A 24907-nucleotide genomic window follows, 5' to 3' on the forward strand; every position below is an offset into this window, starting at 1 on the left:
TGCGAAGCCGCGTACGTCCCGCCCCTGCACGGGCAGGGCGAGGACGGCCTGCTGATCAACCAGCCCTCGCAACGCGGCACAGCCGACCCGAACAAGATCACCCAACGCGGCACCCGGATCACCCTCGCAGACGGCACCAGAACAGACCTCGGCCACCGCTGCATCACCCTCGGCAGCCCCGGTACCGCAGCCATCCCGGGGGCGCCACCGGTGGTCATCACCGTCACCCGCGAAGACTTCGCCACCCTCCCCGTCAAGCCGCTGGAGGCCACTGCAGGTCCTCCGGGAGGCTGGCTGCCGGTAAACATGGTCAACGTCCTACACACCAACCCGGCCGAGCAAACCCTCGCAACGACACTGCTGGGTACGCCGGTGCAGATCCGGGCGATCCCCATCGAATACCACTGGGACCTCGGGGATGGGAACACCATCACCACCACCAAACCGGGTAAGCCGTTCCCGTCCGAGGAGGTCACCTCCACCTACCGGTACGAGGGCTGGTACGACATCACGCTGACCACCACGTTCGCTGGCCAGTTCTCCGTTGACGGCGGGCCCTGGCAAGACATCGACGGCACCATCACCATCACCAGCGACCCCGTCGCCCTCTACTCCGCAAGCCTCACCAGCCGCCTGACCAACCCCCACACACCCACCACCCCCACCGACGGCGACGGCGACGGCGACGGCAAGCACACCCCCGACATCCCTGCACGCACACCCGAGAACGAAGGCCCCACCGACCCCAACGTCACACACCGCACCATCTAAACCACCCCCACGCACCAGACACGACCTCACACGTCGCACCGCGCCGGCGCCCTGGCCCCCTGAGGGCCCGACGGCCGCGCCTGGGCACACCTACGATGGCGGCATGCAGGTGATCGATCTGAATGCGGACCTTGGGGAAGGTGACTCGATCCGTCGCGTCGGCGACGATGCCGCCATGCTCGGGGTGGTCACCACCGCGAACATCGCCTGCGGCGGCCACGCCGGAGACCCCTCGACCATGCGTCACGCCGTCCAGGGTGCGCTCGCCCACGACGCCGCAATCACGGCTCACGTTGCATACCCGGACGTCGCTGGCTTCGGCCGACGATTCCTGGATATCGCCCCCACCGAGCTCACAGATCAGGTGATCGCGCAGACCGGCGCTCTGCAGGCGATCGCCCGCGTGGTCGGCACACGCGTGGTCGGCGTAAAACCACACGGCGCGCTGTACAACGCGATCGCCCACCACACCGCGCAGGCCGAAGCGGTCGTCACGGCGCTGCAGGAGCTCGACGATGACCTCGCACTGGTGGCCGCCCCCAGCTCCGAAGCCGCACGGCTCGCCGAACACGTCGGCATCCCCGTGGTGCGGGAAGCATTCGCCGACCGCGCATACCGGCCCGACGCCACGCTCATGCCCCGCAGCGAATCAGGCGCCGTCCTCACCGACCCGCACGCCGTCACCGCCCAAGCGCGCTCCCTCGCCCTGGATCACTCCGTGACGGCGGCCGACGGGACTGTGCTCACGCTCCCCTGCGACACGATCTGCCTGCACGGTGACACCCCCGGGGCGGTGGCCCTTGCACGGGCGGTGCGAGCAGACCTGGAAGCCTCCGGCGTCACCGTCCGGCCTGCGCGATGACCACGCCGCAGGGCAGCGCCGGCTCAACGGGACGGAGCGCCGGCCCGTCGCACCCCCGCTCAGCAGCCACGCGGGGCAGTGAAGAACCGCGCAGCCCCGCCGCCCCACACAGCCCCACCACCCCGCACAGTCCGGCCACGCACACCAGCAGCTCCAGGCCGCACCTGCAGGGCCCGCTGCGGGTGCACCCGATGGGCCACAGCGCGCTGCTCGCCACGTACCCCAACACCGCGACAGTGCTCGCAGCTGCCCGCGCGATCGAGCAGGTCGCCCCTCCGGGAGCGCTCGTGGAGGCCGTGCCCGCGGAGCGGTCACTGCTTCTCACCGCAGCGGATCCACTGGATCTGCCCGTGCTCACCGCCTTGCTCGAGCACGTGCCCTCCTCCACGTCAGCCCCGCAGCAGAGCCGCAACGTCGTGCTGGATGCGGTGTACGACGGCGAGGATCTGGCGGATGTCGCCGCCCTGCTGGGCCTGAGCATCGAGGCACTCATCGCGCAGCACAGCTCAACGCTGTGGCGGGCCGCTTTCGCTGGTTTCGCGCCCGGCTTCGCCTATCTCCTGCCGGTGGCCAACGGCGAGCGCGCCGCTGCAAGCGACGACGGCACAGGGCGAGCCAGCGAGGATCTGCAGCACGCTGGACGGTTCACGCCCACGGCTACTGCAGGCGGTGACGGCACAGGCGGAGAACTCGCCACGGCGCGTGACAGCACCGCTGCCGCCACCGCGGGGCCGCCGTGGCGGGTGCCGCGACGTGAACAGCCGCGCACCCGGGTGCCCGCCGGGGCCGTCGGCCTCGCCGCTGCGTACTGCGGGGTGTATCCGCGTGAGTCGCCCGGCGGCTGGCAGCTGATCGGCCGCACCGATGCGCTGCTGTTCGATGCCGAGCGCACTCCGGCCGCCCTGCTCTCCCCCGGCACGACAGTGCGGTTCCGGCCCCGCCGCGCCCTGGTGCACGCCCGCGCAGCCACGCGTACCTCGACGTCCGCTCCGTCCCACCCACCCGTGCTTGAGGTGATCACCCCCGGACCGCTCGCCCTCGTGCAGGACGCCGGCCGGCCCGGCCAGGCCCGCATTGGTGTGAGCACCTCCGGTGCATTCGACCGTGCCGCGCTGCGTCGGGCGAACCGAGCCGTGGGCAACCCGCCGAGCAGCGCCGGCCTGGAGATCCTGCTCGGTCCCTTCTCGGTGCGCGCCCTTGCTCCGACGATCCTTGCCGTCGATGGTGCGATCACCCCCGTGACTGTGCGCCGCAGGGTCGGTCGTGACGGCGCCGATTTCTCGGACGCCCCGGCGGGGATTGACGTTGAGGATGCCCGCAATCTGGGTCCGATCGCCCTGGACGCGGACGATGTGCTGCAGATCGGCGCGGCCACCGCCGGCGTGCGGATCGTCCTCTCACTACGCGGCGGGGTGCAAGCTCCGCTCGTGCTCGGCTCGCGCTCACGTGATGTGCTCTCGAGCCTGGGCCCAGATCCGCTCACCGCTGGTCAGCAGATCGCGGTCGGTGGCGCGGAACCACTCGGGCCCGTCGCGGATATGCACGCCAGCAGTGACCTCCCGCAACCGTTGCTGCATGGTGAGGAGCCTGTGCGGATCCCGGTGCTGCCCGGCCCGCACCAGGCCGTGCTCGGCGAGGGTGCGTTCGCGGCGCTGTGCGCAACCACGTGGCAGGTCAGGTCGGACTCGGACCGGGTCGGTGTGCGGCTCGAGGGCGCGCCGCTGCCGTCGGCCACGAGCGGTGACCTGCCCAGCGAACCGATGGTGCCCGGCGCAATCCAGGTGCCGCCGTCGGGCCTGCCAGTGGTGTTCGGTCCGGACCATCCCGCCACCGGCGGTTACCCCGTGGTGGCGGTGGTGACCCGACGCGGCCTGGATCTCCTCGCGCAGGCTGCCCCGGGGCAACGTTTGCGCTTCGACCTCGACAGCGGGCGGATGCCCTGATCCGCATCGAGCCGGGCTCGCATCGGAGCGGCTGACATCGAGCCGGGCTCGTGCCGGGGCGGCCGGCTGAGACCCCGGCGGCTTCGAGTCAGGGCCGAGTCACCAGATCCGGGAGTGCCTCTCCGCGCAACACCGCGAGACCATGCCGGGCGCGTGCAGCGCCCCACCGACCCAGCCGATCCAGGTCGCTCTCTTCGATCAGCTCCCAGGCGTCGAGCTCCTCATGCTGCAGCACGATCTGCTGCTCCAGCTGCGCCGCAGGGATCACGCCGGCGTCGAACAGGAAGTGCGCGCCCATCGGTGCATTGCTCGCGGCACGCGCCGGCGCCCAGGTGACCGCCAGCAGGTGGCCGATCTCGACGTCGAGCCCCAGCTCCTCCCACACCTCGCGTCGGGCGCATTCGCGGGGATCCTCGCCGGGGTCCACGCTGCCGCCCGGCAGCAGCAGGTGGTCCTTGTAGTTCGGCTGCTCCACGAGCAGGCGTCCGTGCTCATCGCGCAGGATCACCGCCCCGGACATGATCGCCTTGGGCAGCGACGCGAAGTAAGCCGGCTCCGGCAGCAGGTGTGGCATACCCCCATTGTGGCGCGGGTTGCGGCGACGTCCACCTGCTGCCGGGCCGTCGCGCACGACCGACCCGTCGGGCGCGACCAGTCCGTCGGGCGTGACCAGTCCGTCGGGCGTGACCAGTCCGTCGGGCGCGACCAGCCCGTCGGGCGTGACCAGTCCGTCGGGCGTGACCAGTCCGTCGGGCGCGACCAGCCCGTCGGGCGCGACCAGTCCGTCGGGCGTGACCGGTCACGCCCAATGCCGGGCCGACGAGTCGCGCGAGGGGGCTCAGGTTCACCACCGAGGCCCGGGCCCCTGTCATCGAGTTCGTGGAAATCGTGCGAAAACGCAACGTATCCACGAACTCGACGGGGGCGGCCGACGACGGGACCGATCCCCGGCCGACGACGGGACCGATCCCCGGCCGACGACGGGACCGATCCCCGGGCCGACGCCCGAGCGATTGTCCGGGTGCACGGGCGGATCGACCGGATACTGGAGATCCGGGCACGCGACTGACCAGCGTCTCCGCCACCACCATCAGCCGCCCTCTGGTCCGCCTGCTGATGATGGAGGGTGTGCGACGATCAGCGGAACGACAGGAGTCCGCCTCATGACCAGACCCCATGCGCTGCTCGCCATGTCCCCGACACTGCCTGCCCAGCTGTTCACCCCTGAGCTGAGGGACCGGCTGACGGCTGTGCTCGACCTTGATGCAACGTCCGTCGTGCAGGACTGGTCCGCCCTCGCGGACGAGGAGCTCGCCCGCACCGCCGTGATCGTCACCGGATGGGGCGCGCCGCCTCTGACCGGGGATGTTCTGCGTCGGATGCCTGCCCTGCGAGCTGTTGTGCACACGGCCGGCTCGGTGCGCGGCCTCATCCCCGCCGAGGCCATCACCGACCGGGACCTGCTGGTCACCTCGGCGGCCGGCGAGAACGCGGTGCCCGTCGCCGAATACACGCTCGCGCAGATCATCCTGGCCCGCAAGAGCGCGCGGCGCCGGGAGGAGCGACTGCGCACCTCCCGTGGCCAGGACCGCTCCTGGGACCCGGCCCGCGACGGGAACCACGGCGCGACGATCGGCCTGATCGGCGCCTCCCGGATCGGCCGACGGGTCGCCGAGCTGCTGCGCCCCCTGGATCTCGGCGTGCTGATCAGCGACCCCTATGCGAGTGCCGAGGACATCGAGGCGCTCGGGGCGCAGAAGGTCGAGCTGCCCGAGCTGTTCGACCGCTGCGACGTGATCAGCGTCCACGCCCCGGACCTGCCGTCCACACGAGGCTTGGTCTCCGCCGACCTGCTGGCGCGGATGCGGGATGGGGCCACGCTCATCAACACGGCACGCCCCGCGCTGGTCGACCACGATGCGCTGCGTGCGGAGGTGCTGGCCGGACGGCTGGACGCGGTGCTCGATGTCAATGAGAACCTCGGCCCCGACGACCCGCTGTGGGACGCCCCGAACGTGATCCTCACCCCGCACATCGCCGGATCGCTCGGCAACGAGCTGCATCGAATGGCGACGGCCGCGGTGGTGGAGGCGGAGCGGTGGGTGCAGGGTCTGCCGCCGCTGGCACCGGTGGACCCCGCCACGTTCCACATCACCGCCTGAGCACCGTCAGGCCTCTGGCGCCTGTCCGAGCGCGAGATCCAGGCAGGTGCCATCTGCCCAGCGCACGCTCACGAGGCCTCCTCCGAGATCTCGCACATCCGGTGTCGGCGCCTGCACGGGTGACGGGGCTCGGTCGCAGCGCGCTGAACCGGCCAGAACCGTGCGGGCGGCGATCACAGCACCGGCGGGAAGGGGATCGCTGCGCAGCTGGGGAATCGTCACGATCGGGCCCAGTGGGGAGGTCCCCTCCTCCCGGTGGATGGTCGGGACGAGTTCACCGAGCACCGGCGTGATCGCGCTGCAGATCGCCCCGCCGACGACCACCGCACCAGGGCTCGCCTCGGCGCCGTCGGCCGCATCGTCGTCCAGAGCCACGGCTGCATCCTCAGACCCCGTCACAGGCCACCCGGCCAGCATCACCGGGTGCTCGGTGCCCTCCGGCGCATGGACCACGCTGATCTCCTGACCGTCACGCACCAGTTCGGCGACGATCAACGTCGCCCCGCCCTGCACTGTCCCGGTGAAGCCGGCGCCGTGGTCGTGGCCGTCCAGGTCCGGATCCACCCAATGGCAGTGCTGACGGGTGATGCCGACGCCGACCCGTGCCGTCCGATCGGAGGCACCGGATCGATGCACATCCACGCGCAGAGAGGTGAATCCGGCGCGATGGGAGGGTCCGTGCTCGGGATGCACCTCGGCGACGATCCGGTCATGCGGTGGGTGAAGTGCGGCCCCTGCCAGGGGAGGGCAGGTCGCGGTGGAGTATCCGGTCCGGGCGTACGCCGGGGAATCCATGCTCTCCAGGCCCGCACGACCGTTGTCGGTCCCGTGGTTCAGCACCCGCACGATCCCGTCATCCGGGGTGCGCGAGACGATCCATCCCGGGGCGGGCAGCGCCTCGACCCGCGGAGCCGAAGGGTCCTCGATCGGCAACGGCTCCTCCGTGGCGGTCCAGAAGGAGTGATCGGCCGGCAGGAGCAGTGAGACGAAGGCTTTTGAGGCCCAGTAGGGCGAGGCTGATCCCGAGTATGTCTGGGCCATCGGCGCGAACTCGTGGAACCACCCCACGGACAGCAGACCGTCGGCATCGGGCACGCCATGCTCCATGAAATGGGCCAGCTGGCTGGACGCGGCGCGCCGCAGCACGCCTGGGCGCAGTCGAGCGCGATCCTCGGTCAGGGCAACCTGCTGGACCTCGGCGAGCGCGGCGGTGCCGAACGGTGTGGCAGTGGCCATCCGGTAGATCAGGCTGCGGCCCTGCATCAGCGGACCCCCGTCGGCCCCCACGAGCCCGACGGCATCCGCGGTGAACCCTGCCAGACGCTCGCGGGAGCGCTGCACGTCCTCGGCGGTCACGACACCGTCCTCGAGCAGTCCGGGGAAACCCCGCATGCGGGTCCAGATCGTCGGGTAGAGAGCGAACGCCCAGGTGCCGTAGTGGTCGAAGGAACGTTTCGCTCCGTCGGAGAACCAGCCGCCGTCACGTGCGAAGGACTCGTGCAGAGCAAGCGCATCGCGCAGATCGGCCGATGCCGCCGCGGCCAGCTCACCGGTGCGGAAGCGGTGATCGACCGAACGCAAGAACGTGATCGTAACGATCCGGAACCAAGCCCAGTTGTTGGGCGGATAGCCGCTGCCGATCACCTCGGCGAACCAGTCGATCAGTCGGTCGCGTGTGCTTGGCGGGAGCAGGTCCCACGTCTGGGCTCGGGTCAGATCCAGCGCGATCGCGATCGAGGCGGCCTCGACCTTCGCCTGGCCATGCGTGCTGGGCCGCACCCATCGGTCCGGCGCCTCCGGGTCGACGCCGGCTTCGAGGCCACGCCGGTAAAGCTCGAGGTGACCATGCGGGTCCTCGCCCTGTGCCCCGGCGACACGGAATGCGGCGAGCAGGAAGGTGCGGGCGAAGCCCTCCAGGCCGTCAGATTCCACACCGCTGCTGCTCACGGGCCCCGGAGGCGTGATGCGCGCGCAGTTCTCGCTCGCCAACGGGCGCAGTGAGACCAGCAGGTGGTCAGCGACACGCTCCCAATGAGGCCGGCCCAGACCGGTGTGCGGGGAGAGCTCGCGGTCGGCAGGCGGAAGATCAGGGATGGGGTGTGCTCGGCAGGGCTCTGCCCGAGAGCGGTGGGCGCCGGAAACGATCACACGGTCCTCCAAATCGGTCTCCTGCACCGCCTACGCGATGCCGTGCTCCACGCTAATGGGCCGACCGATGGCGTGTTGTGATGGCGGCACCGCCAGGGCGCGGCACGGCCGAACCGTCGAGCCCTGCACGCTGGCATACGATGGACCGGCTCTGCCGCGTCCGAAGTCCGCACCGGTCAGGCGCCTACGATGGAAGCATGCCCGTGATCGATCCGAACGCCGACCTCGCGGAGGGCGATGCGGCCCGCCGCATCGGCGATGACGCGCCATGCGCGAGGTCGTGACCACGGCGAACATCGCGTGCGGGGTGAAGCCGCACAGCGCGAGGCGAAGCCCGCCGAGCTCGCCCTTCTCCTGGTCACGTACGGCCCTGTGGGCCTGCTGGACCTGAGCGATTCCTCGGCGATCCTCCCGTCGCGGCCCTCGTGCCCTGAACTGCCACTGCTCACCGTTACTCGAGGAGACGCCATGATCCGACCCGGACTGTGCTCAGTGACCTTCCGCGCCCTGCCCGTCGAGGAGGTGATCGCTCTGACCGCCGATGCGGGCCTCACCGGGATCGAGTGGGGCGGGGACGTCCATGTGCCAGCCGGTGACACGCAAACTGCCCAACGGGTCCGCGCGCTCACGCAGCAGGCCGGGCTCGAGGTCCTCTCGTACGGCTCATATCTACGCCTGACAGGTCCCGAGGACGAGCATGACGCCGAGGTCGAGGCGGTGCTGGCTTCGGCCAGCGCGCTCGGTGCGCCGCGGGTGCGGATCTGGGCGGGGGACTCCGGCTCCGCCGAGGTCGACGAGCAGGCACGGAGCGTTCTCACCTCCCGTCTGCGAGCACTGTGCGAGCGCGCAGCGGCCGACGGCATCGAGATCGGACTGGAACACCATCGCGGAACGCTCACCGACGATCTGGGCTCCTCGCTGCGTCTTCTGCACGAGACCGACCATCCGTCGCTGCGCACCTACTGGCAGCCGAACCTGGGCCAGGGCACCGCAGAGGCGGTGGCCGACCTGCGCCAGCTGCTGCCGCAGGTCTCCACCGTGCACGTGTTCTCGTGGTGGCCGTGGGATGAACGGATTCCGCTCGCCCAACGCTCAGACCTGTGGCACGAGGTGTTCGCGGTGCTCGCCGCGGACGAGACAGACCATGACGCTCTGCTCGAATTCGTGCCGGATGATGCTCCACGGCTGCTGCCCCGGGAGGCGGAGACGCTGCGCACGCTGGTAGCGGAGGCCGGCGCCCGCTGAGCCGCAGCCGCCCGGCCCGAACCCACTCAAGGGCCAGGGCCGGGGCGAGGGCCGGGGCGGTCCTGCTCAGACCGGAATGGGCTCAGCCGTACAGCGCGTCCACGTCCTCATCCATCCAGCCGCGGGTGCGCTCGACTGCCTTCACCCACAGACGAATGTAGCGCTCGCGGGTCTCCTCATCCATCGTGGGCTCCCAGCGCTTGTCCTCTGCCCAGTTGTCGATGACGTCCTGCTCACCGTTCCAGAAGCCGACGGCGATGCCCGCCGCGTAGGCGGCGCCGAGCGCGGTGGTCTCGATGACCTTCGGGCGGATCACGGGAACGCCGAGGATGTCGGCCTGGAACTGCATGAGCAGCTCGTTGGCGACCATGCCGCCGTCCACCTTCAGCTCGGACAGCTCGACACCGGCCTTCTCAGCGTCGGCCTCCATCGCGTCGAGCACCTCACGGGACTGGAAGGCGGTGGCCTCCAGAGCCGCGCGGGCGATGTGGTTCTTGTTGATGTAGCGGGTCAGGCCCACGAAGACACCGCGGGCGTCGGACTCCCAGTGCGGGGCGAACAGGCCGGAGAACGCCGGGACGATGTAGGCGCCGCCGTTGTCGTCGACCTGGGAGGCGAGGTCCTCGATCTCGGGGGCGCTGCTGATCAGGCCCAGGTTGTCGCGTACCCACTGCACGAGGGAGCCGGTCACGGCGATGGAGCCCTCCAGCGCGTACACCGGCTTGTTGTCGCCGATCTTGTAGGCGACGGTGGTCAGCAGACCGTTCTCGGAACGGATCAGGTCCTCACCGGTGTTGATGAGCATGAAGTTGCCGGTGCCGTAGGTGTTCTTGGCCTGGCCCACCTCGAAGCAGGCCTGGCCGAAGGTGGCGGCCTGCTGGTCGCCCAGGATGCCGGCGATCGGAGTGTCGATGAGCAGGCCCTGCCTGCGGCCCTTGCCGTACACCTCGGAGGAGGACCTGATCTCCGGGAGCATCGACATCGGGATGCCCATGTCGGCGGCGATCTCCTCGTTCCAGTCGAGGGTGTCGATGTTCATCAGCATGGTGCGCGAGGCGTTGGTGACGTCGGTGACGTGGATCCCGCCGTTCGTGCCGCCGGTCATGTTCCACAGCAGCCAGGTGTCGATGGTGCCCATGAGCAGGTCACCGGCCTCGGCCTTCTCCTTGGCGCCGTCGACGTTCTCGAGGATCCAGGCGACCTTGGGACCGGCGAAATAGGTGGCCAGAGGCAGTCCCACGCGCTCCTTGTACTTATCGGCCCCCTCGTCACCGGCGAGACGGTCGCAGATTTTCTGGGTGCGGGTGTCCTGCCAGACGATCGCGTTGTAGACGGGTTCACCGGTGGTCTTGTCCCAGACCACGGCGGTCTCACGCTGGTTGGTGATGCCGACGGCGGCGAGCTGGTGGCGGTTGATCTCCGCTTCGACGAGGGCCTCGCCGACGACCTTGCGGACGTTGGCCCAGATCTCCTGGGGGTCGTGCTCGACCCAGCCGGAGCGCGGGAAGATCTGCTCGTGCTCGCGCTGGCCGTTGGAGACGATCTGACCGTCGTGGTCGAAGATGATCGCACGCGTGGACGTGGTCCCCTGGTCGATGGCCATGACGTACATCTGCTCGGACATCAGTACTCCTTCGTGGTGATGTGGTTGTCGGTGTGTTGTGGACACGCGGGTCGGCGCCAGTGGTGGGGCCGACGGGTCAATGGGCGGGAAGCCAATGGTGCTGGGGTGCGGCCGGGATCGTGTATCGGCCGTGCCGCGCAGGGGTTGGGTCAGAAGGCGAGGGCCACGAGGCCGCCGAGCACGCCGCCAATGATCGGGCCGGCGACAGGCACCCAAGCGTAGCCCCAGTCCGAGCCGCCCTTATTGCGGATCGGAGCGACCGCGTGGAACAGGCGCGGACCCAGATCGCGGGCGGGGTTGATGGCATACCCGGTGGGTCCGCCCAGGGAGGCGCCGATCGCCAGCACCAGCAGTGCAACGGGGAGCGGACCCATCTCGGTGGGGGTGTGGCCAAACATGATGATCACGAAGACGAGCGCGAAGGTCGCGATGATCTCGGTGATGAGGTTCCAGCCGTAGGAGCGGATCTCTGGGCCGGTGGAGAACGTGCCCAGGATCAGCGCCGGATTCGTTTCGGCGTCATAGTGCCTGTAGTACGCCATCCACGCGAGCGCCGCACCGATAAAACCGCCGATGACCTGGGCAATCAGATAGGTGGTAACGGTCGCGAAGGTGGCCGGGATCTCCGGTAGACCGGCCGCCTCGTTACCGGCGAACATGGGGGAGCCGTTGGCGAGCAGCCCCAGGGTGACCGCCGGGTTCAGGTGAGCTCCGGTGCCGAAGGCCACGTAGACGCCGCAGAAGACGCCCAGAGCCCAGCCGACGTTGACCATCAGCCAGCCGCCTCCCTTCCCCTTGGTGGAGGTCAGGATGTTGTTGGCGACAACACCGACGCCGAACAGCAGCAGGATCGCTGTGCCCACGGTTTCATGCAGGAAAATCGTGGCGAGCATTGTTCTCCTCATTGAGATGGGTGGGGTGTGGCCCGCGCCGGGTGTCGGGGCCGGGCTATGAGTCGGCCGGCGTCACGGGATGTGACGCAGGGACGGTCGACGGGAGCACGTCGTCACAGGACGTGGCGAACGGTGGGCCGAAAAGGGATCGGACCATGGGGCACCCTGAGTCACGAGAACTACGGGGCACCCGGGGTCACGAGATTCGGCGCGCGAGCCCAACGGGCCACGGTCCGGGGCAGTCACGGGCGATCAGTCCCCGGTGGGGCGGGCCGCTTGGGCCTCCCCGATAAGCCGCGCTGCCTCGACGTCGCTCGTCACGCTCTCGCCTTCGAGCCGGGCATCGATGATCGCCTTCACCGCCTGGACCTCTGCTCGGGTGCGGTCCTCGTCCCAGCCCAGTTCGGGGCCGACGATGCTCGCGATCTCCTCAGCAGCAGCCGCGCCACGGTCACGGACCTCGTACTCGAGGCGGGTACGGCGCTCGACCACGTCCCGCAGATGCACCACGCCTTCAGCGCGCGCGGCATACAGGATCTCCGCACGCAGGTACCGCGGCGCATGCTCGAGCGGGGTCGCGAACGAGGCGTCCTCGTCGATAAGGGCAAGCACCTCATGCAGCAGGGTGCCGTAGCGGAACAGCATCCGGTCGATGCGCATATCGTCGAAGCCGTAGCGGGCGGCGATCTGGTGCTTCTCCCGAACGATGCCTTCGTAGCCCTGGCCACCGATCACGGGGATCGACGCGGTCAGGCTGGGGCGTCCCGGGAACAGGTCGCGGATCGCATGATCGACCACATCCTCAGCCATCACCCGGTACGTGGTCCACTTGCCACCCGCGATCGCAGTCAGGCCGGGCTCGACCTCCATGACTGTGTGCTCGCGCGAGACCTTGGTGGAGGCACCGGAGCCCTTCTTCACGGGCTGCAGCAGCGGGCGCAGACCCACATAGGTTCCGATCACGTCCTCGCGGGTGAGGTCGGATGCGAGCACGGCATTGGCGTGCTCGAGCACATAGTCGATGTCGTCGCTGGTGGTGGCCGGATGGGCGACGTTCTGCGTCCATGGGGTGTCGGTGGTCCCGATGATCCAGTACTCGTCCCAGGGGATGAGGAACAGGACAGACTTCTCGGTCTGAGTGATCACACCGGTGTCGGCGTCGGCCGGGATCTTGTCCTTCTCCACCACGATGTGGATGCCCTTGGAGGCGAGCACCTCCAGGCCGGTGGGGGCGTCGGCGAGCTCCTGCTGTTCCTGGGTCCAGACGCCGCCGGCCAGGATGGTGGTGCGGGCGTGGACGTCGATCTCTCGGCCGGTCAGCTCATCGCGCACGCGGGCGCCCACCACGCGCCCGCCCTCTTTAAGGTAGTCGATGACGCGGGTGTAGGTGCAGGCTGCGGCGCCGTGCTGGACGGCGGAGCGCACGAGCATCATGGCGAAGCGGGCGTCGTCGAACTCGGCATCCCAGTACTCGAGGGCGCCGACGATCTTCTCCCCATCCAGCGCCGGGAAGCGCTTGAGCATCCGCGTGCGGCTGAGGTGCCGGTGGAAGGGGACGGCGCGTTTGCGGCCGACGGATGCCATCGCGTCGTAGAGGGCGACGCCCGAGCCGATGAACCCGCGGTCGATGACCTTTGTGAAGAAGGGGAAGACGAAACGGATCGGCTTCACCAGGTGCGGAGCGGTGTGTGTGAGGTACAGGTCGCGCTCGCGCAGGGCCTCCGCGACCAGCGTGAAGTCGAGCATCTGCAGGTAGCGCAGGCCGCCATGCATGAGGTGCGAGGAATGCGAGGAGGTTCCGGAGGCCCAGTCCTGCGCGTCAACGAGGCCGACGCTGAGGCCGCGGGTGGCAGCGTCAAAGGCTGCACCGGTGCCGTTTGCTCCGCCGCCGACGACCAGCACGTCGAGCGGATCGTCTGCGCTGGTGGCGGCCAGGCGATCCAGGTCGCGGTTGCGCTGGTCCAGACAGAGCGGGGTCGCGGCGGGGGTGGGCACAGCGGGCTCCTTCGGCTCAGTTTCCCGTCACCGTCGACGAGCCCGGCGGCAGATCTGTGGTGATCTGCGGGGCTGCCCCGTCGGCGGGGTGTCCCGGCGGGTCCGGGACGTTGGTCCCATCGTGAACAGGTGGCTGCCATCCGGCAAGAAGACTGCACATTCGTGCAACACTGAACGAATGCCCCAGCGCACGCGCCTCGATACGGCCTACGAAGCTGCACGGATGTACTACGACGGCCACCGGACGATGGAGGACATCGCCACCCAGCTGAACGTGTCTCGCTCGACTGTCTCCCGACTGCTGCGCGATGCACGCGATGCCGGACTGGTCCGCATCTCATTGCGGCCGCCGGATGCGAGCCGCGTCGCCGATCTGCGCGGCGCCGTCCAGAAGCGGTACGGGGTCCGCACCCGGGTGGTGCCGGCTCGCCCCGACGACTCACAGCAGACTCGGCTGCACCGCGTCGCGGCCGAAGCGGCAGAGGCTGTCGATGCCCTGGTCCAACCGGAGATGACAGTCGGCATCGCCTGGGGCACCACCCTGTCGGCCCTCGCCGACGAGCTGCGGGCACGACCAGTGCGGGGGCTGAAGGTCGTGCAGCTCAACGGAGCGGTGAACACGCAAAGCTCCGGTATGGACCACGTGACATCAGTGATCGGGCTGCTCGGTACGAAATGGCAGGCACAGGTCATCCACTTCCCAGTGCCGGCCTTCTTCGACCATGCCTCGACGCGGGAGGCGCTGTGGCAAGAACGCTCGGTGCAGCGCGTCCTGGACCACCAGGCAGCCTGTTCGCTCGCGGTGTTCAGCGTGGGGGCCTTCGACGCAGAGGTGCCAAGTCACGTGCATGCCTCCGGCTACCTCTCCCCCGCTGACCTCGATGCGCTACACACCGACGGGGCCGTGGCCGATGTGTGCACCGTCTTTCTGCGCGCTGACGGCAGCTGGCGTGACCTCCCGATCAACCGACGCAGCTCAGGCGTGGATCCCAACCGGCTCGCGCGCATTCCCCGTCGGGTGCTGGTGGCGTCGGGGGCGCGGAAGGCCGCACCGGTGCATGCGGCGCTGCAGGCGCGGGCGGCGACCGACGTCGTGATCGACGAAGCGACAGCCACAGCCCTGCTCGCCCTGGACTAACCCGTCGGCGCCCGGCACCCGACACTCACCGCCCGCAGGCGACGCCACTTCCGTCACAGTCACCGGCTGCTGCCACTCACACAGTCACCCTCGCCACAGCCGCAGCGCCAGCCGCCATTGCCGCTCCTCCACCCTGCCAACCTGTCATTCCAGGGACGTATTCATGGAGCTGTGCCAATAGTGCCGCGGCCCCACGCATACCGCCACAGATATACATGCCCCGGCTGTTTCAGCCCGCCTTAAGCGCCCAGCCCGGTCACCGCGCCCAGCCTGCCGACCTAACCCAGCTCCTCGCCCTCGATGATCTCGGTGATCCGTCGAACGGTCTCGGCGAACTCGTGGTCGGTGCGCACCACATGGATCCTCTCCTCGCCGACCCCGGAGTACTCCGGCAGCCGCTCGTCGTGCACGATGCGTCCCGGGCGGGGTGACATGACCAGCACACGGTCCCCCAGGTAGACGGCCTCCTCCACGCTGTGGGTGATGAACAGGACGGTGTCCTGCCGCCGATGGTGGAGCTCCAGCAAATCGCCCTGCAGGCGCCGACGCGTCAAGGAGTCCAGAGCCCCGAACGGCTCGTCCATGAGCACTACACAGGAGTCGTTGGCGAGCACGCGGGCGATCTGGCAACGCTGTTTCATACCGCCGGACAGTTCGTACGGGCGGGCGTCGGCGAAGTCGGCCAGACCCACCATCTCCAGGTAGTGGTCGGAGACTCGTCGGCGCTCGGCGGCGGGCACCTTCCGGTAGCGGGGCCCAGCCTCCACGTTCTGTCGCACGGTCCACCAGGGGAACAGGTTGGGTTGCTGGAAGACGACGCCGCGGTCGGGCCCCGGACCGTCCACGGCCTCGCCGTCCACGCTCACGCTCCCCTCGCTCGGGGTGAGGAACCCGGCGAGCAGGCGCAGCAGCGTGGTCTTGCCGCAACCCGAAGGGCCGACAACAGCGACGAAGGAGCCCGGCTCAATAGTGAGGTCAACGTCGGCCAGGGCGTGCACGAAGGCTCCGGCATCGGTGAGGTAGCGGTGGTTCACCCCGTGCAGATCGAGTGTCGGCGCGTTGACAGCGTCCGAGTCCACCTCGTCCGCAGGGCTGTGCCGGGCAGTTCCCACCGCACCGTCCGGGTCGTGCGCTCGCCTCTGCTCGCCGCTCACCCCAACGCCTCCCTCAAACCGTCGCGGTAGATCATCCCGTCGTACTGGCCGGGGTCGTGGGCGCCGGAGGTCATGCGGACCGCGGCGAGGAACTCGGCCGTCGAGGCGATGGACTCGGCAGCTCCGCTGCTCGTCCCCTCCTGCGCGACATCCATCCACTCAGACCCGGAGAGTTCCTGCGCGCTGAGGTAGATGTAACCCTCCATCTGGGCGGCAGCCACGTCCGGCGGGACACCGAGCTGCGCCGCAATCGACTCGGCGGCGGTCGCCGGGTCCTCGGCGATCATCTCGGCGGCACGGCCCTGCACGCGGGTCCACATCGCCATGAACTCGGGTTCTGCGGCGAGGAACTCGTCACGCGCGGTCTGCATGTCGAAGGTGACGTAACCCTTCGCTGCGGCCTCGACGCTGTCGACGACGACGTGCCCGCCGGTTTCGACCAACTCAGTGAGCGTCGGTTCCCAGGTCCAGGCAGCGTCGATCTGTCCGGTGCGGGCGGCCGCCGGCATCTTGTCGTTGGCCAGGTTGATGACCTCGACCTGATCGGCGATGCCGGCGTCGGCCAGCATCGACAGCAGCACATAATGCGGGGTGGCGCCGAAGGTGACGGCCACCGTCCTCCCCTTGAGGTCCTCAACGGTCTCGATCTCCGCATCGAAGACCACCAGGGCCTCGGCCGAGCCGATCACATCGGCCACCCACACCAGCGAGATCGGCAGGTCCAGGGGCGGGCTCATCGCCTTCACCCCGGCGGAGGATCCGTAGATGCCGATGTCGATCGAGCCCGAGCCGAAGGCCTGGATCACGTCGTTGCCGCCGTTGAAGCGCACCCAGTCGATCTGGGCGTTGGGCATGCACTTCTCGAGCAGGCCCAGGTCCTTCACGAGCAGGTCGCCGTTAGCGATGCCCTGCCAGGCGATCCGGGCGTGCGTGGTGATCGACGGGTCCGGAGCGACAGGGCACTCGGCCCCCACCACCGGGTCGGAGTCGGGATGGACGGTGCGGCCGGGCTGCACGCAGGAGGTCAGCGCGAGCAGCACGACCAGGAACACAGCCAGCGGCGCGAGACTCAGCGGCCCCGTGCGCAACGGTGAAGGGCGTGGCCGCAGCGGACTCGGCGCCAGCGTGCGGGCGATGTGCGATGCGTTCATTAGACCTCCTTGCCCTGCCACGGCACGAGTGCCCGGCCGATCCACACGATCACCTGGTCCAGAGCGACCGCCACGAGTCCGATCACCAGGATGCAGGCGATCGTCAGGGCCGTCTGCAGCTGCACACCGGACTGGAAGGCGAGGCCGCCGATGCCCGGGATGCCGTTGTTCAGTTCAGCGGCGACCACTGTGGTCCAGGCGAACCCGGTGGCGAGGCGGATGCCCTGCACGACGTACGGCAGCGACGACGGCAGGATCACCGTCATCACCCGCTCACGCAGACCGGCCCCGAGCGAGGAGGCGGCCAGTAGCTGGTCCTCGCGCACCGAGGCGACACCCTGGATGGTCGCGATGACCACGGGCGGGAAAGCGGCCAGGAACAGCAGCCAGTACTTGGAGGACTCGCCGATGCCGACCCACACCACCAACAGACCGATGTACCCCAGTGGAGGCAGGGCCCGCAGGAAGTTCAGATACGGGTTGACCAACAACATCAGCAGCCGTGAGGAGCCCATCAGGTAACCGACCACGACTCCGGCGAGCGCACCGAGGCCCACGCCGACACCGATCCGCTGCAAGGAGACCACCAGGTGCTCCCACAGGTAGTAGTTGGATTCGCCGCAGATCTTCCGGGCGGCGCCCTCAGTGATCGGGTAGCAGGAGTTCGCGCGCACGAAGGCGTCCCACACGGCGCCCGGCCCGGGCAGATACAGGGGATCCACCCATCGCATCGCGGCGACGAAAGCCCAGAGCGCGAGGAGGACGAGCACCGAGGCGAGCTGGAGCCCGATCCGCCGCACCAGAGGACCGGTCCGACACGGCCGTTCCTGCGTCGGCGCAGGCCGGGAGCCCGTGGACAGATCACCGGCCGGTGTGGACGATTTCGCGGCCAGAGGTCCCGATGACGCTCCGGATCGCTCCGCCTGCCCCATGTAAGCCACCTTCCGGCTCGTCCGACCCGAGGCGCCGGGACCGTCGTCCTGTATGACACCCGTTCCCATTTCTAACATCGTTCGTAGTCGACGGAGCAGTCGAAGGACTGCCCGTCGACTCGGCGGACCACCCAGCCCAGGCGATCCGGGACCCGTCTCCTCACGAACGCTCTCCGCGAAAGGGCCACGATGAGTCTCCCCACCATCGAACGCGACGAAGCACTGATCACACGCCTCTCCTCCACGTTCCCGAAGCACCAGCCGCTGATCGCACTCGGCATCCTCGTCGTCGGCATTCTGATCGGCTCTCTCTTCGCCGAGAAGCCGGTGAAGTTCGCCCTGTTCGGAGCCGCCGGACTCTGCCTCGGCTACGTGCTGGTGCGTGGCGCCTTTGGCTTCGCCGGCGGCGTCAAGCGCATCTACATCATCGGCGAGGGCAGCCTCACCACCGCCCTCATCACGATGTTCACCGTGACCACGCTGTTCACCCTGTCCTGGCAGTGGGCACAGACCGCAGGCCTGCTCCCGATGGACAAGGACGGCGAGCTGATAGGCCACGCAAACATCGCCCCTATCGGCATCCCGCTGATGATCGGCGCGTTCCTGTTCGGCATGGGCGCGATCATGGCAGGCGCCTGCGCCTCCGGATGCCTCACCGACGCCGGTGAGGGCTACGTCCGCGCGGTCATCGCCCTGGTGACCTTCGTGCTGTTCTCAATCCCTGGCGAGATGGGCCGCTCGGCGATCGAGCACGCTCTCGGCGAAGGCTGGACCGTGTACCTGCCGGACTGGTTCGGCTACCCCGGGGCGATGCTCGCGACCCTGCTTGGCTTCGGGATCATCTACATGATGGTCTGGGGCTACGAGCGCAAGCGGAAGCGTGAGGGCACCGTCGAGCGAGTCGAGACCCCCAAGGAGCTGCAGCCGATCCCCGGTGACACCGATGGCCGCACCGACCGCTTCTTCAGCTACCGCCTGTGGCACAACCTGTTCAGCACCCGCTGGACGTTCATGACCTCCGCGATGATGCTCGCCTTCTTGTGGATCTTCATCCTGGTCACCACCCACAAGGCCTGGGGAGTCACCTCAGCCTTCACCACGTGGGACGTCGCGCTCATGCGTCTGTTGGGCATCGAATTCTCCGCCGGCTGGGCGGAGAAGGCCAACGCCGCGATCGACGGTGGTCTGCTCAACGACGGCGGCACCGTCCGCAACCTGGCTCTGCTGATCGGTGCGGCCTACGCCCTGCTGCTGGCCGGACGTTTCAAGTTCGACTGGGACTTCAACGCCCGGGACGTCACCATCTACGCCTGCGGCGGTGCCCTGATGGGCTTCGGTGCCCGCATGGCCGACGGCTGCAACATCGGCGCCCTCTTCTCCGGCCTGTCCGTCGGCTCCCTCAGCGGCTGGGTGTTCGGGGTCTTCCTCGTCCTCGGTGCCACCGCCGGTCTGAAGATCTTCGAGGGGAAGCTCAACATCATCCCGCCCAGCCGTCACATCGCCCTGAACCCGACCAAGCTGCCCGAGCACCGCATCACCGATCGCTGATCCGACCCCAGCGGATGCACGAAAGGACTGATCCCCATGACCACCACCAAACGCCACCTGATCATCGGCGGTGTAGCCGGCGGCGCCTCCACCGCAGCCCGCCTGCGCCGACTCGACGAGCAGGCCGAGATCATCATGTTCGAGCGGGGTCCACATGTTTCATTCTCGAACTGCTGCCTCCCCTGGCACCTGTCGGGCACCATCGCTGACGCCGACACGTTGGTGCTGATGTCTCCCGAGCAGTTCTGGGCCCAGTACCGGATCACCGCCCGTACCGGGCACGAGGTCATCGCGATCTCCCCGGCGGAGAAGACCATCACCGTCAAAGACGTCGCCACCGGTGAGGCGACCACGGAGGCCTACGACACCCTGACCCTCTCCCCGGGAGCTGCGGCGATCCGCCCACAGATCCCCGGCATCGACACCAACCACGTCTTCACCATCCGCAACGTGGTGGATATCGACGCGCTGCAGCGCCACCTCGTGGCCAAAGATGCCAAGGAGGTTGTCGTCGTCGGCGCTGGCTTCGTCGGCCTTGAGGTCGCGGAAAACCTCGTGCACGGCGGCCGCAAGGTCACCATCATCGAAGCTCTTCCGCAAGTGTTGAGCCCGCTGGATCCGGAACTTGCCGCGATTCTTCACAAGGAGCTGGTTGATCAAGGCGTCGACCTGCACCTGGGCGATTCACTTGTGGAGATACGCAACGATGAGGTTGAACTAGCATCCGGCACGGTCGTGAAGGCCGAGGCCGTCGTGATGAGCGTTGGCGTGCGTCCGGAGACAGCCCTGGCAAAGGCCGCAGGACTAGAGATCGGCACCACCGGCGGCATCAAGGTCGATGAGAATTTCCGAACCTCGGACCCGTACATCTACGCGGTGGGAGACGCCATTGAAGTCACCCACCGTCTCACCGGCAAGCCGTCCCTGCTTGCCATGGCTGGCCCGGCTCAGCGCCAAGCTCGCACCGCAGCCGACCACATCTACGGCCGCCCCACTCGCAACCGTGGCGTGATCGGCTCAAGCGTCGTCCAGGTGTTTGACTACACCGCAGCGTCCACGGGCCTTAACGAGAAGCAGGCGAAGGAAGCCGGGGTCGACTATGACTTCGTCTACGTGATCCCTGGCGACTCGGTGGGCATCATGCCGGATTCGAAGCCGCTGTTCTTCAAGCTTCTCTTCGAGAAACCGACCGGACGGGTACTGGGTGCCCAGGCTGTTGGCAAGGGCGCCGCTGATAAGCGTATCGACATCATCGCCACGCTGATCACCATGAATGGGACGCTCGAGGACCTCGCTGACACCGAGTTGGCCTACTCACCGCTGTACTCCACCGCGAAGGACGTCGTGATCCACGCGGCGCTCGTGGGGCAGAACATCCTCAACGGAGAGTTCGAACAGGTGCCCGTGACGAAGGTGCGCGAGCTGGTGGAGTCTGGTGCGTTCATCATCGACGCCCGTGAGCCCGATGAGTACGCGGCTGGCCACATCAGAACTGCGGTGAATATTCCACTGTCACAGTTCCGTGATCGACTGTCGGAGATTCCGACAGACCGGCCCGTGTACGTCCATTGCCGCTCCTCACAGCGCTCCTACAACCAGGTGCGGGCGCTCGGGCAGCTAGGAGTGGGAAATGCCGTGAATATCTCCGGCTCTTACCTCGGGATCTGCATGGAGCAGTGGTTTGAAGACCAAGCCAGCAACCGAGAACCGATCGTGACGGAGTACAACTTCGCCTGATCCTCAAGTTGCGTCGGCGGCGACCCGGTTTCCGGGCTGCCGCCGACGCTGCACCCCGGTAACCACCAGGACCGCCGCCACCGCCATCGTGATGCGTTCTGGATATCGTTCCGAACTCCTTTTTCACGGTGGATCGGATCACGCCTCGTAACTGCCCCGTGTTCTCGACGCGAGCCCGGAACCTCATGGAAGAACGCGCCGGCAACGAGCAGTGCTCCGCCTGGGTCGCCTGCACCATTGTGGGTGGCACCCCGACAGGATCTCACCACATACGCTGCAGAACTGGTCGAAGCAGGACCGCATCGATCAGGGCGTGGCAGACTCGTTTCTTCCTGCTCCACGGCGAACTCACGCGTCTGATCACCCTCGCCGGGGCGGGCATGTGTTGCTTGTGAAAACCCGAGCGCTGGTCGGATCAGGCGCAATCCTCCCCGACACTCGGGAACCCGACGAGTGTAGATCCCCAGCGAAAGCCCCCAATCAGCCGGCGGTGGACCCCGATCGAAGCTCCTGGTAGAGGTTCCGGACGCGCGCGTCGATGTCGTCGCGGACACCACGCATCCGCTCCATGCCCTCAATGCCACGCTCGGAGGGCTCGCCGATATCCCAGGTCTCGATCGTGGCGTGCATGCCGTTGACCGGTTCGACAACGGCCTCACGGCCGAGGATGATCACCCGATCAGCAGCGCGCAGCATCTCCGGGGTGAGGACCTGCGGGGTGGCAGCGGACATGTCCGCCCCGATTTCGGCGATGGCCTCGGCAGAGGTTGCATTAATGGCGCTGCCCGGCCTGGTGCCAGCAGAGGTCACCTCCACGGTGTCGCCGGCATAGTGGCGCAGGAGCGCCTCAGCCATCTGGGATTTGCCTGCATTCTTGACGCAGATGAACAGTACGGTGGGGCGTTGAGTCATGGTGTGCTCCGATCGTGGTGCAACGCGGGCGGGTCTGGGGCGGGAACAGAGACCGGAGGCGGGAACAGAGACCGGAGCTGGAAGACAGGAGTCTCCAACTCCGGGGACGTCAGCGGTCCGGGAGGGTCGCCGGTCGCATCCGTCCACGCCCGCCACGAACCGGGGACGTCAGCGGTCCGGGAGGGTTGGGTCGCCTGCGAACAGCCTGTACCCCAGGGCTTTTGAAGCGTAGACCAGTGCCACCAGTACGGGGACCTCGATAAGGGGGCCGACGACGCCGGCCAAGGCCTGCCCGGAGGTGACGCCGAAGGTGCCGATGGCCACGGCGATGGCGAGCTCAAAGTTGTTACCCGCGGCAGTGAACGCGACCGTAGTAGAGCGTGCATAGTTCAGGCCGACGGCACGGCTGAGAAGCAGCGCACCGAAGAACATCACGACGAAGTAGACCAGCAAAGGCACGGCAATTCGGGAGACGTCCAGAGGGTTGGATGTGATCGCATCGCCCTGGAGGGCGAACAGGAGCACGATGGTGAACAGCAGGCCGTACAGGGCGAAAGGGCTAAGGCGCGGCAGGAAGCGCTCTTCGTACCACTGGCGGCCGCGGGCCTTCTCACCGAGAAACCGTGTGAGGAACCCTGCTACCAGCGGGATACCGAGGAACACGAGGACGCTGATCACGATGGCGCCAACGGAGAACTCGGCAGAGGTGGTCTCGAGCCCGAGCCAAGACGGCAGGATCTGCAGGTAGAACCATCCCAGGGCGCCGAAAGCCAGCACCTGGAAGACGGAGTTGATGGCCACGAGCACAGCGGCGGCCTCCCTATCGCCGCAGGCGAGGTCGTTCCAGATCAACACCATCGCGATGCAGCGTGCAAGCCCCACGATGATCAGCCCGGTGCGGTATTCGGGCAGGTCGGCCAAGAAGATCCAGGCCAGGGCGAACATGAAGGCGGGGCCAATGATCCAGTTCAGCACGAGGGAGGTGACCAGGAGGGTGCGGTCGGTGCCAATGCGTCGGGTTTCGTCGTAACGGACCTTGGCCAGCACCGGGTACATCATGATGAGCAGACCCAGAGCGATTGGCACGGAGATCCCGCCGACCTTGACAGCGTCGAGCGCATCATCCAGGCCTGGAACGAAGCGGCCCAGCGTAAGGCCGACGGCCATGGCGAGCAGGATCCAGACCGGCAGCCAGCGGTCAAGGAAGGACATCTCGGCAGCGACAGAGGTGTGCCTGTTCGATTCGGTGGTGGTCATAGCTCCCTGCTACACGTATCGACTTCTGTCTATACGACCCTACTCAATCGCATCGATGCTCGTCAATGTATGCTGTACGCATGTGCGCCGATGCGATCGACCCCTCCGCCGGCGAGGAGCCTGAGCCAGAAAACCATGACCACTGCACTACTGGTCCGGGTAACAGCGCCGGTTGCTGCTCTCTGATGACCGCCCCGCTCGATGTCGCCGAGGCTAAGAGGCTCGCCGCGCGCCTGCGAGCTCTATCGGATCCAACGCGTCTGCGTCTGCTATCCCACATCGCGTCCCGTGACTGCGAACCGACCTGCACCTGCGATCTCACCGCGGAGCTCGGCGTCAGTCAGCCCACTATCAGCCACCACGCCAAGAGACTGGTCGACGCGGGTCTGCTCAGCCGTGAGCAGCACGGACGGTGGGCGCACTACACCGTCGTCACGGAGGCCTTCAGCGAGCTGCGCGATCTGCTCGATCTTGGGTGAGCACCTGGGGCTCACCCCTCCGCGGCGCTCAGATCAATCCGCTCAGGGTGCGTGTACACGTTCATGCGGCCGTCGCCACCGTCGAGGGCGCGGGCGAAGCCGATCAGGGTCATGCCCACCTCGTCAGCTGTCGCAACCGCAAGTGAGCTCGCGGCGGAAACGCAGGCCAGCAGCGGAATCCCAGCCATGAATGCCTTCTGAGCGATCTCGAAGCTGGCGCGGGAGGAGACCAGCAGGAAGCAATCAGACACAGGTAGAAGGTCTTCCAACAGCGCCCAGCCGATCACCTTGTCCACCGCATTGTGGCGCCCCACGTCTTCGCGCACGGCGAGCACTGTGCCGTCGGTGCGCACGAGAGCGGCAGCGTGCACGCCACCGGTGCGGGCGAACACAGCCTGCTCGTCGTTGAGGCTGCGGGCGGCATCCAGCACCGTGCGCGGGTCGATCTTCCACGTCTGGGTCAGGTCGAAACGGCCCTTCGCGCGCACCGCGTTGATCGACTCCGAGCCGCAGACGCCGCAAGCACTCGTGGTCGTGAAGTTCTTGGTGATGAACGGCTGCAGCAGCGGGCCGGACGTGGTCAGCTCCATCACGTTGTACGTGTTCTGCGGGTAGCCGGAGCCTTCATCCACCACCGCGCCGTCGCAGTAGCGAGCCTCGGCGATGTCCTCCCGACTGCGGATAATGCCTTCGCCGTGGAGGAAGCCGTGGATCAGCTCCACGTCGTTGCCCGGGGTGCGCATGGTCAGCGACAACTGTTGGCCGTTCAACCGGATGTCCAGGGGTTCCTCGACAGCGACGTGATCGCCCTTGCGGCCCGCGAACAGACGGCCGTCGCGAACGCGCACCGTGCGGATACGTCGGTTCTCAGTGACCCTACCCATGAACGGAGCCTAACGGGTGCCGACAGCAATCGGCCCAGGTGCGCGCCACCGACGGCGACCGGCGCCCTAAAG

At 67.9% G+C, this 24907-nt stretch carries 20 protein-coding genes; 9 read left to right on the forward strand and 11 right to left on the reverse strand.

Annotated features, from left to right (window positions below):
• The 3 genes from C8271_RS00005 to C8271_RS00015 form a co-directional block, all read left to right on the forward strand.
• On the forward strand, positions 1-771 hold a 771-nt coding region (locus tag C8271_RS00005), incomplete at its 5' end, for a hypothetical protein (protein WP_342751924.1).
• A gap of 103 nt (positions 772-874) precedes the next feature.
• Positions 875-1633, forward strand: a complete 759-nt coding sequence (locus C8271_RS00010) for a LamB/YcsF family protein (RefSeq protein WP_106505585.1) — start codon at positions 875-877, stop codon at positions 1631-1633.
• Positions 1630-3576: a 5-oxoprolinase subunit B/C family protein gene (locus C8271_RS00015; protein ID WP_245920664.1), complete on the forward strand. Its 1947-nt coding sequence runs from the start codon at positions 1630-1632 to the stop codon at positions 3574-3576. Before C8271_RS00010 ends, C8271_RS00015 begins: the two co-directional genes overlap by 4 nt.
• Before the next feature lie 88 nt (positions 3577-3664).
• Here C8271_RS00015 and C8271_RS00020 read toward each other — a convergent pair whose 3' ends face one another.
• Positions 3665-4150, reverse strand: a complete 486-nt coding sequence (locus C8271_RS00020) for an NUDIX domain-containing protein (RefSeq protein ID WP_106505586.1) — start codon at positions 4148-4150, stop codon at positions 3665-3667.
• A gap of 589 nt (positions 4151-4739) precedes the next feature.
• On the opposite strand from C8271_RS00020, the gene C8271_RS00025 reads away from it, so the two are divergent.
• Complete coding sequence (locus C8271_RS00025) at positions 4740-5738, forward strand: hydroxyacid dehydrogenase (RefSeq protein ID WP_106505587.1); 999 nt, start codon at positions 4740-4742, stop codon at positions 5736-5738.
• Between the two features lie 6 nt (positions 5739-5744).
• Here the strand turns inward: C8271_RS00025 and C8271_RS00030 are convergent, their stop codons facing one another.
• Positions 5745-7913 carry a DUF2264 domain-containing protein gene (locus C8271_RS00030; protein ID WP_106505588.1) on the reverse strand — a complete coding sequence of 723 codons (2169 nt, stop codon included), beginning with the start codon at positions 7911-7913 and terminating at the stop codon, positions 5745-5747.
• Positions 7914-8123: 210 nt separating this feature from the next.
• Between C8271_RS00030 and C8271_RS00035 the strand changes: the two genes are divergently transcribed.
• On the forward strand, positions 8124-9131 hold the full coding sequence (locus C8271_RS00035) for a sugar phosphate isomerase/epimerase family protein (protein WP_245920665.1): 1008 nt from the start codon (positions 8124-8126) through the stop codon (positions 9129-9131).
• Between the two features lie 82 nt (positions 9132-9213).
• On the opposite strand, the gene glpK is transcribed toward C8271_RS00035, so the two are convergent.
• The 3 genes from glpK to C8271_RS00050 form a co-directional block, all read right to left on the reverse strand.
• Positions 9214-10755: a glycerol kinase GlpK gene (glpK, locus tag C8271_RS00040; protein ID WP_106505589.1), complete on the reverse strand. Its 1542-nt coding sequence runs from the start codon at positions 10753-10755 to the stop codon at positions 9214-9216.
• A gap of 149 nt (positions 10756-10904) precedes the next feature.
• On the reverse strand, positions 10905-11648 hold the full coding sequence (locus C8271_RS00045) for an MIP/aquaporin family protein (RefSeq protein ID WP_106505590.1): 744 nt from the start codon (positions 11646-11648) through the stop codon (positions 10905-10907).
• A 252-nt stretch (positions 11649-11900) separates the two neighbouring features.
• Positions 11901-13643 (reverse strand): glycerol-3-phosphate dehydrogenase/oxidase, encoded by a 1743-nt coding sequence (locus tag C8271_RS00050; RefSeq protein ID WP_106505591.1) that lies wholly within the window; start codon positions 13641-13643, stop codon positions 11901-11903.
• Positions 13644-13821: 178 nt separating this feature from the next.
• Between C8271_RS00050 and C8271_RS00055 the strand changes: the two genes are divergently transcribed.
• Entirely contained in the window at positions 13822-14781 is a 960-nt protein-coding gene (locus C8271_RS00055) for a sugar-binding transcriptional regulator (protein ID WP_106505592.1), read from the forward strand.
• A gap of 278 nt (positions 14782-15059) precedes the next feature.
• Here the strand turns inward: C8271_RS00055 and C8271_RS00060 are convergent, their stop codons facing one another.
• The 3 genes from C8271_RS00060 to C8271_RS00070 are packed head-to-tail and all read right to left on the reverse strand — an operon-like array spanning position 15060 to position 17886.
• Complete coding sequence (locus C8271_RS00060) at positions 15060-15935, reverse strand: ABC transporter ATP-binding protein (RefSeq protein ID WP_245920666.1); 876 nt, start codon at positions 15933-15935, stop codon at positions 15060-15062.
• Positions 15932-17086, reverse strand: coding sequence for a taurine ABC transporter substrate-binding protein (locus tag C8271_RS00065; RefSeq protein WP_106505593.1), 1155 nt, complete (start codon positions 17084-17086; stop codon positions 15932-15934). Before C8271_RS00065 ends, C8271_RS00060 begins: the two co-directional genes overlap by 4 nt.
• Positions 17086-17886, reverse strand: a complete 801-nt coding sequence (locus C8271_RS00070) for an ABC transporter permease (protein WP_245920668.1) — start codon at positions 17884-17886, stop codon at positions 17086-17088. Before C8271_RS00070 ends, C8271_RS00065 begins: the two co-directional genes overlap by 1 nt.
• A 321-nt stretch (positions 17887-18207) precedes the next feature.
• On the opposite strand from C8271_RS00070, the gene C8271_RS00075 reads away from it, so the two are divergent.
• Positions 18208-19566: a YeeE/YedE family protein gene (locus tag C8271_RS00075; protein ID WP_106505595.1), complete on the forward strand. Its 1359-nt coding sequence runs from the start codon at positions 18208-18210 to the stop codon at positions 19564-19566.
• A 36-nt stretch (positions 19567-19602) separates the two neighbouring features.
• Complete coding sequence (locus tag C8271_RS00080; RefSeq protein ID WP_106505596.1) at positions 19603-21303, forward strand: FAD-dependent oxidoreductase; 1701 nt, start codon at positions 19603-19605, stop codon at positions 21301-21303.
• Between the two features lie 480 nt (positions 21304-21783).
• Here C8271_RS00080 and C8271_RS00085 read toward each other — a convergent pair whose 3' ends face one another.
• Positions 21784-22215 carry an arsenate-mycothiol transferase ArsC gene (locus C8271_RS00085; RefSeq protein WP_106505597.1) on the reverse strand — a complete coding sequence of 144 codons (432 nt, stop codon included), beginning with the start codon at positions 22213-22215 and terminating at the stop codon, positions 21784-21786.
• Positions 22216-22383: 168 nt separating this feature from the next.
• Positions 22384-23472 carry an ACR3 family arsenite efflux transporter gene (gene arsB / locus C8271_RS00090; protein ID WP_106505598.1) on the reverse strand — a complete coding sequence of 363 codons (1089 nt, stop codon included), beginning with the start codon at positions 23470-23472 and terminating at the stop codon, positions 22384-22386.
• An 80-nt stretch (positions 23473-23552) separates the two neighbouring features.
• On the opposite strand from arsB, the gene C8271_RS00095 reads away from it, so the two are divergent.
• Positions 23553-23951: an ArsR/SmtB family transcription factor gene (locus C8271_RS00095; RefSeq protein ID WP_106507757.1), complete on the forward strand. Its 399-nt coding sequence runs from the start codon at positions 23553-23555 to the stop codon at positions 23949-23951.
• A gap of 11 nt (positions 23952-23962) precedes the next feature.
• Here C8271_RS00095 and fdhD read toward each other — a convergent pair whose 3' ends face one another.
• Positions 23963-24835 carry a formate dehydrogenase accessory sulfurtransferase FdhD gene (gene fdhD, locus C8271_RS00100; protein ID WP_106505599.1) on the reverse strand — a complete coding sequence of 291 codons (873 nt, stop codon included), beginning with the start codon at positions 24833-24835 and terminating at the stop codon, positions 23963-23965.
• Positions 24836-24907 lie beyond the last annotated feature (72 nt).

The sequence above is a fragment of the Brachybacterium timonense genome, assembly GCF_900258505.1.
Taxonomy (GTDB): Bacteria; Actinomycetota; Actinomycetes; order Actinomycetales; family Dermabacteraceae; genus Brachybacterium; species Brachybacterium timonense.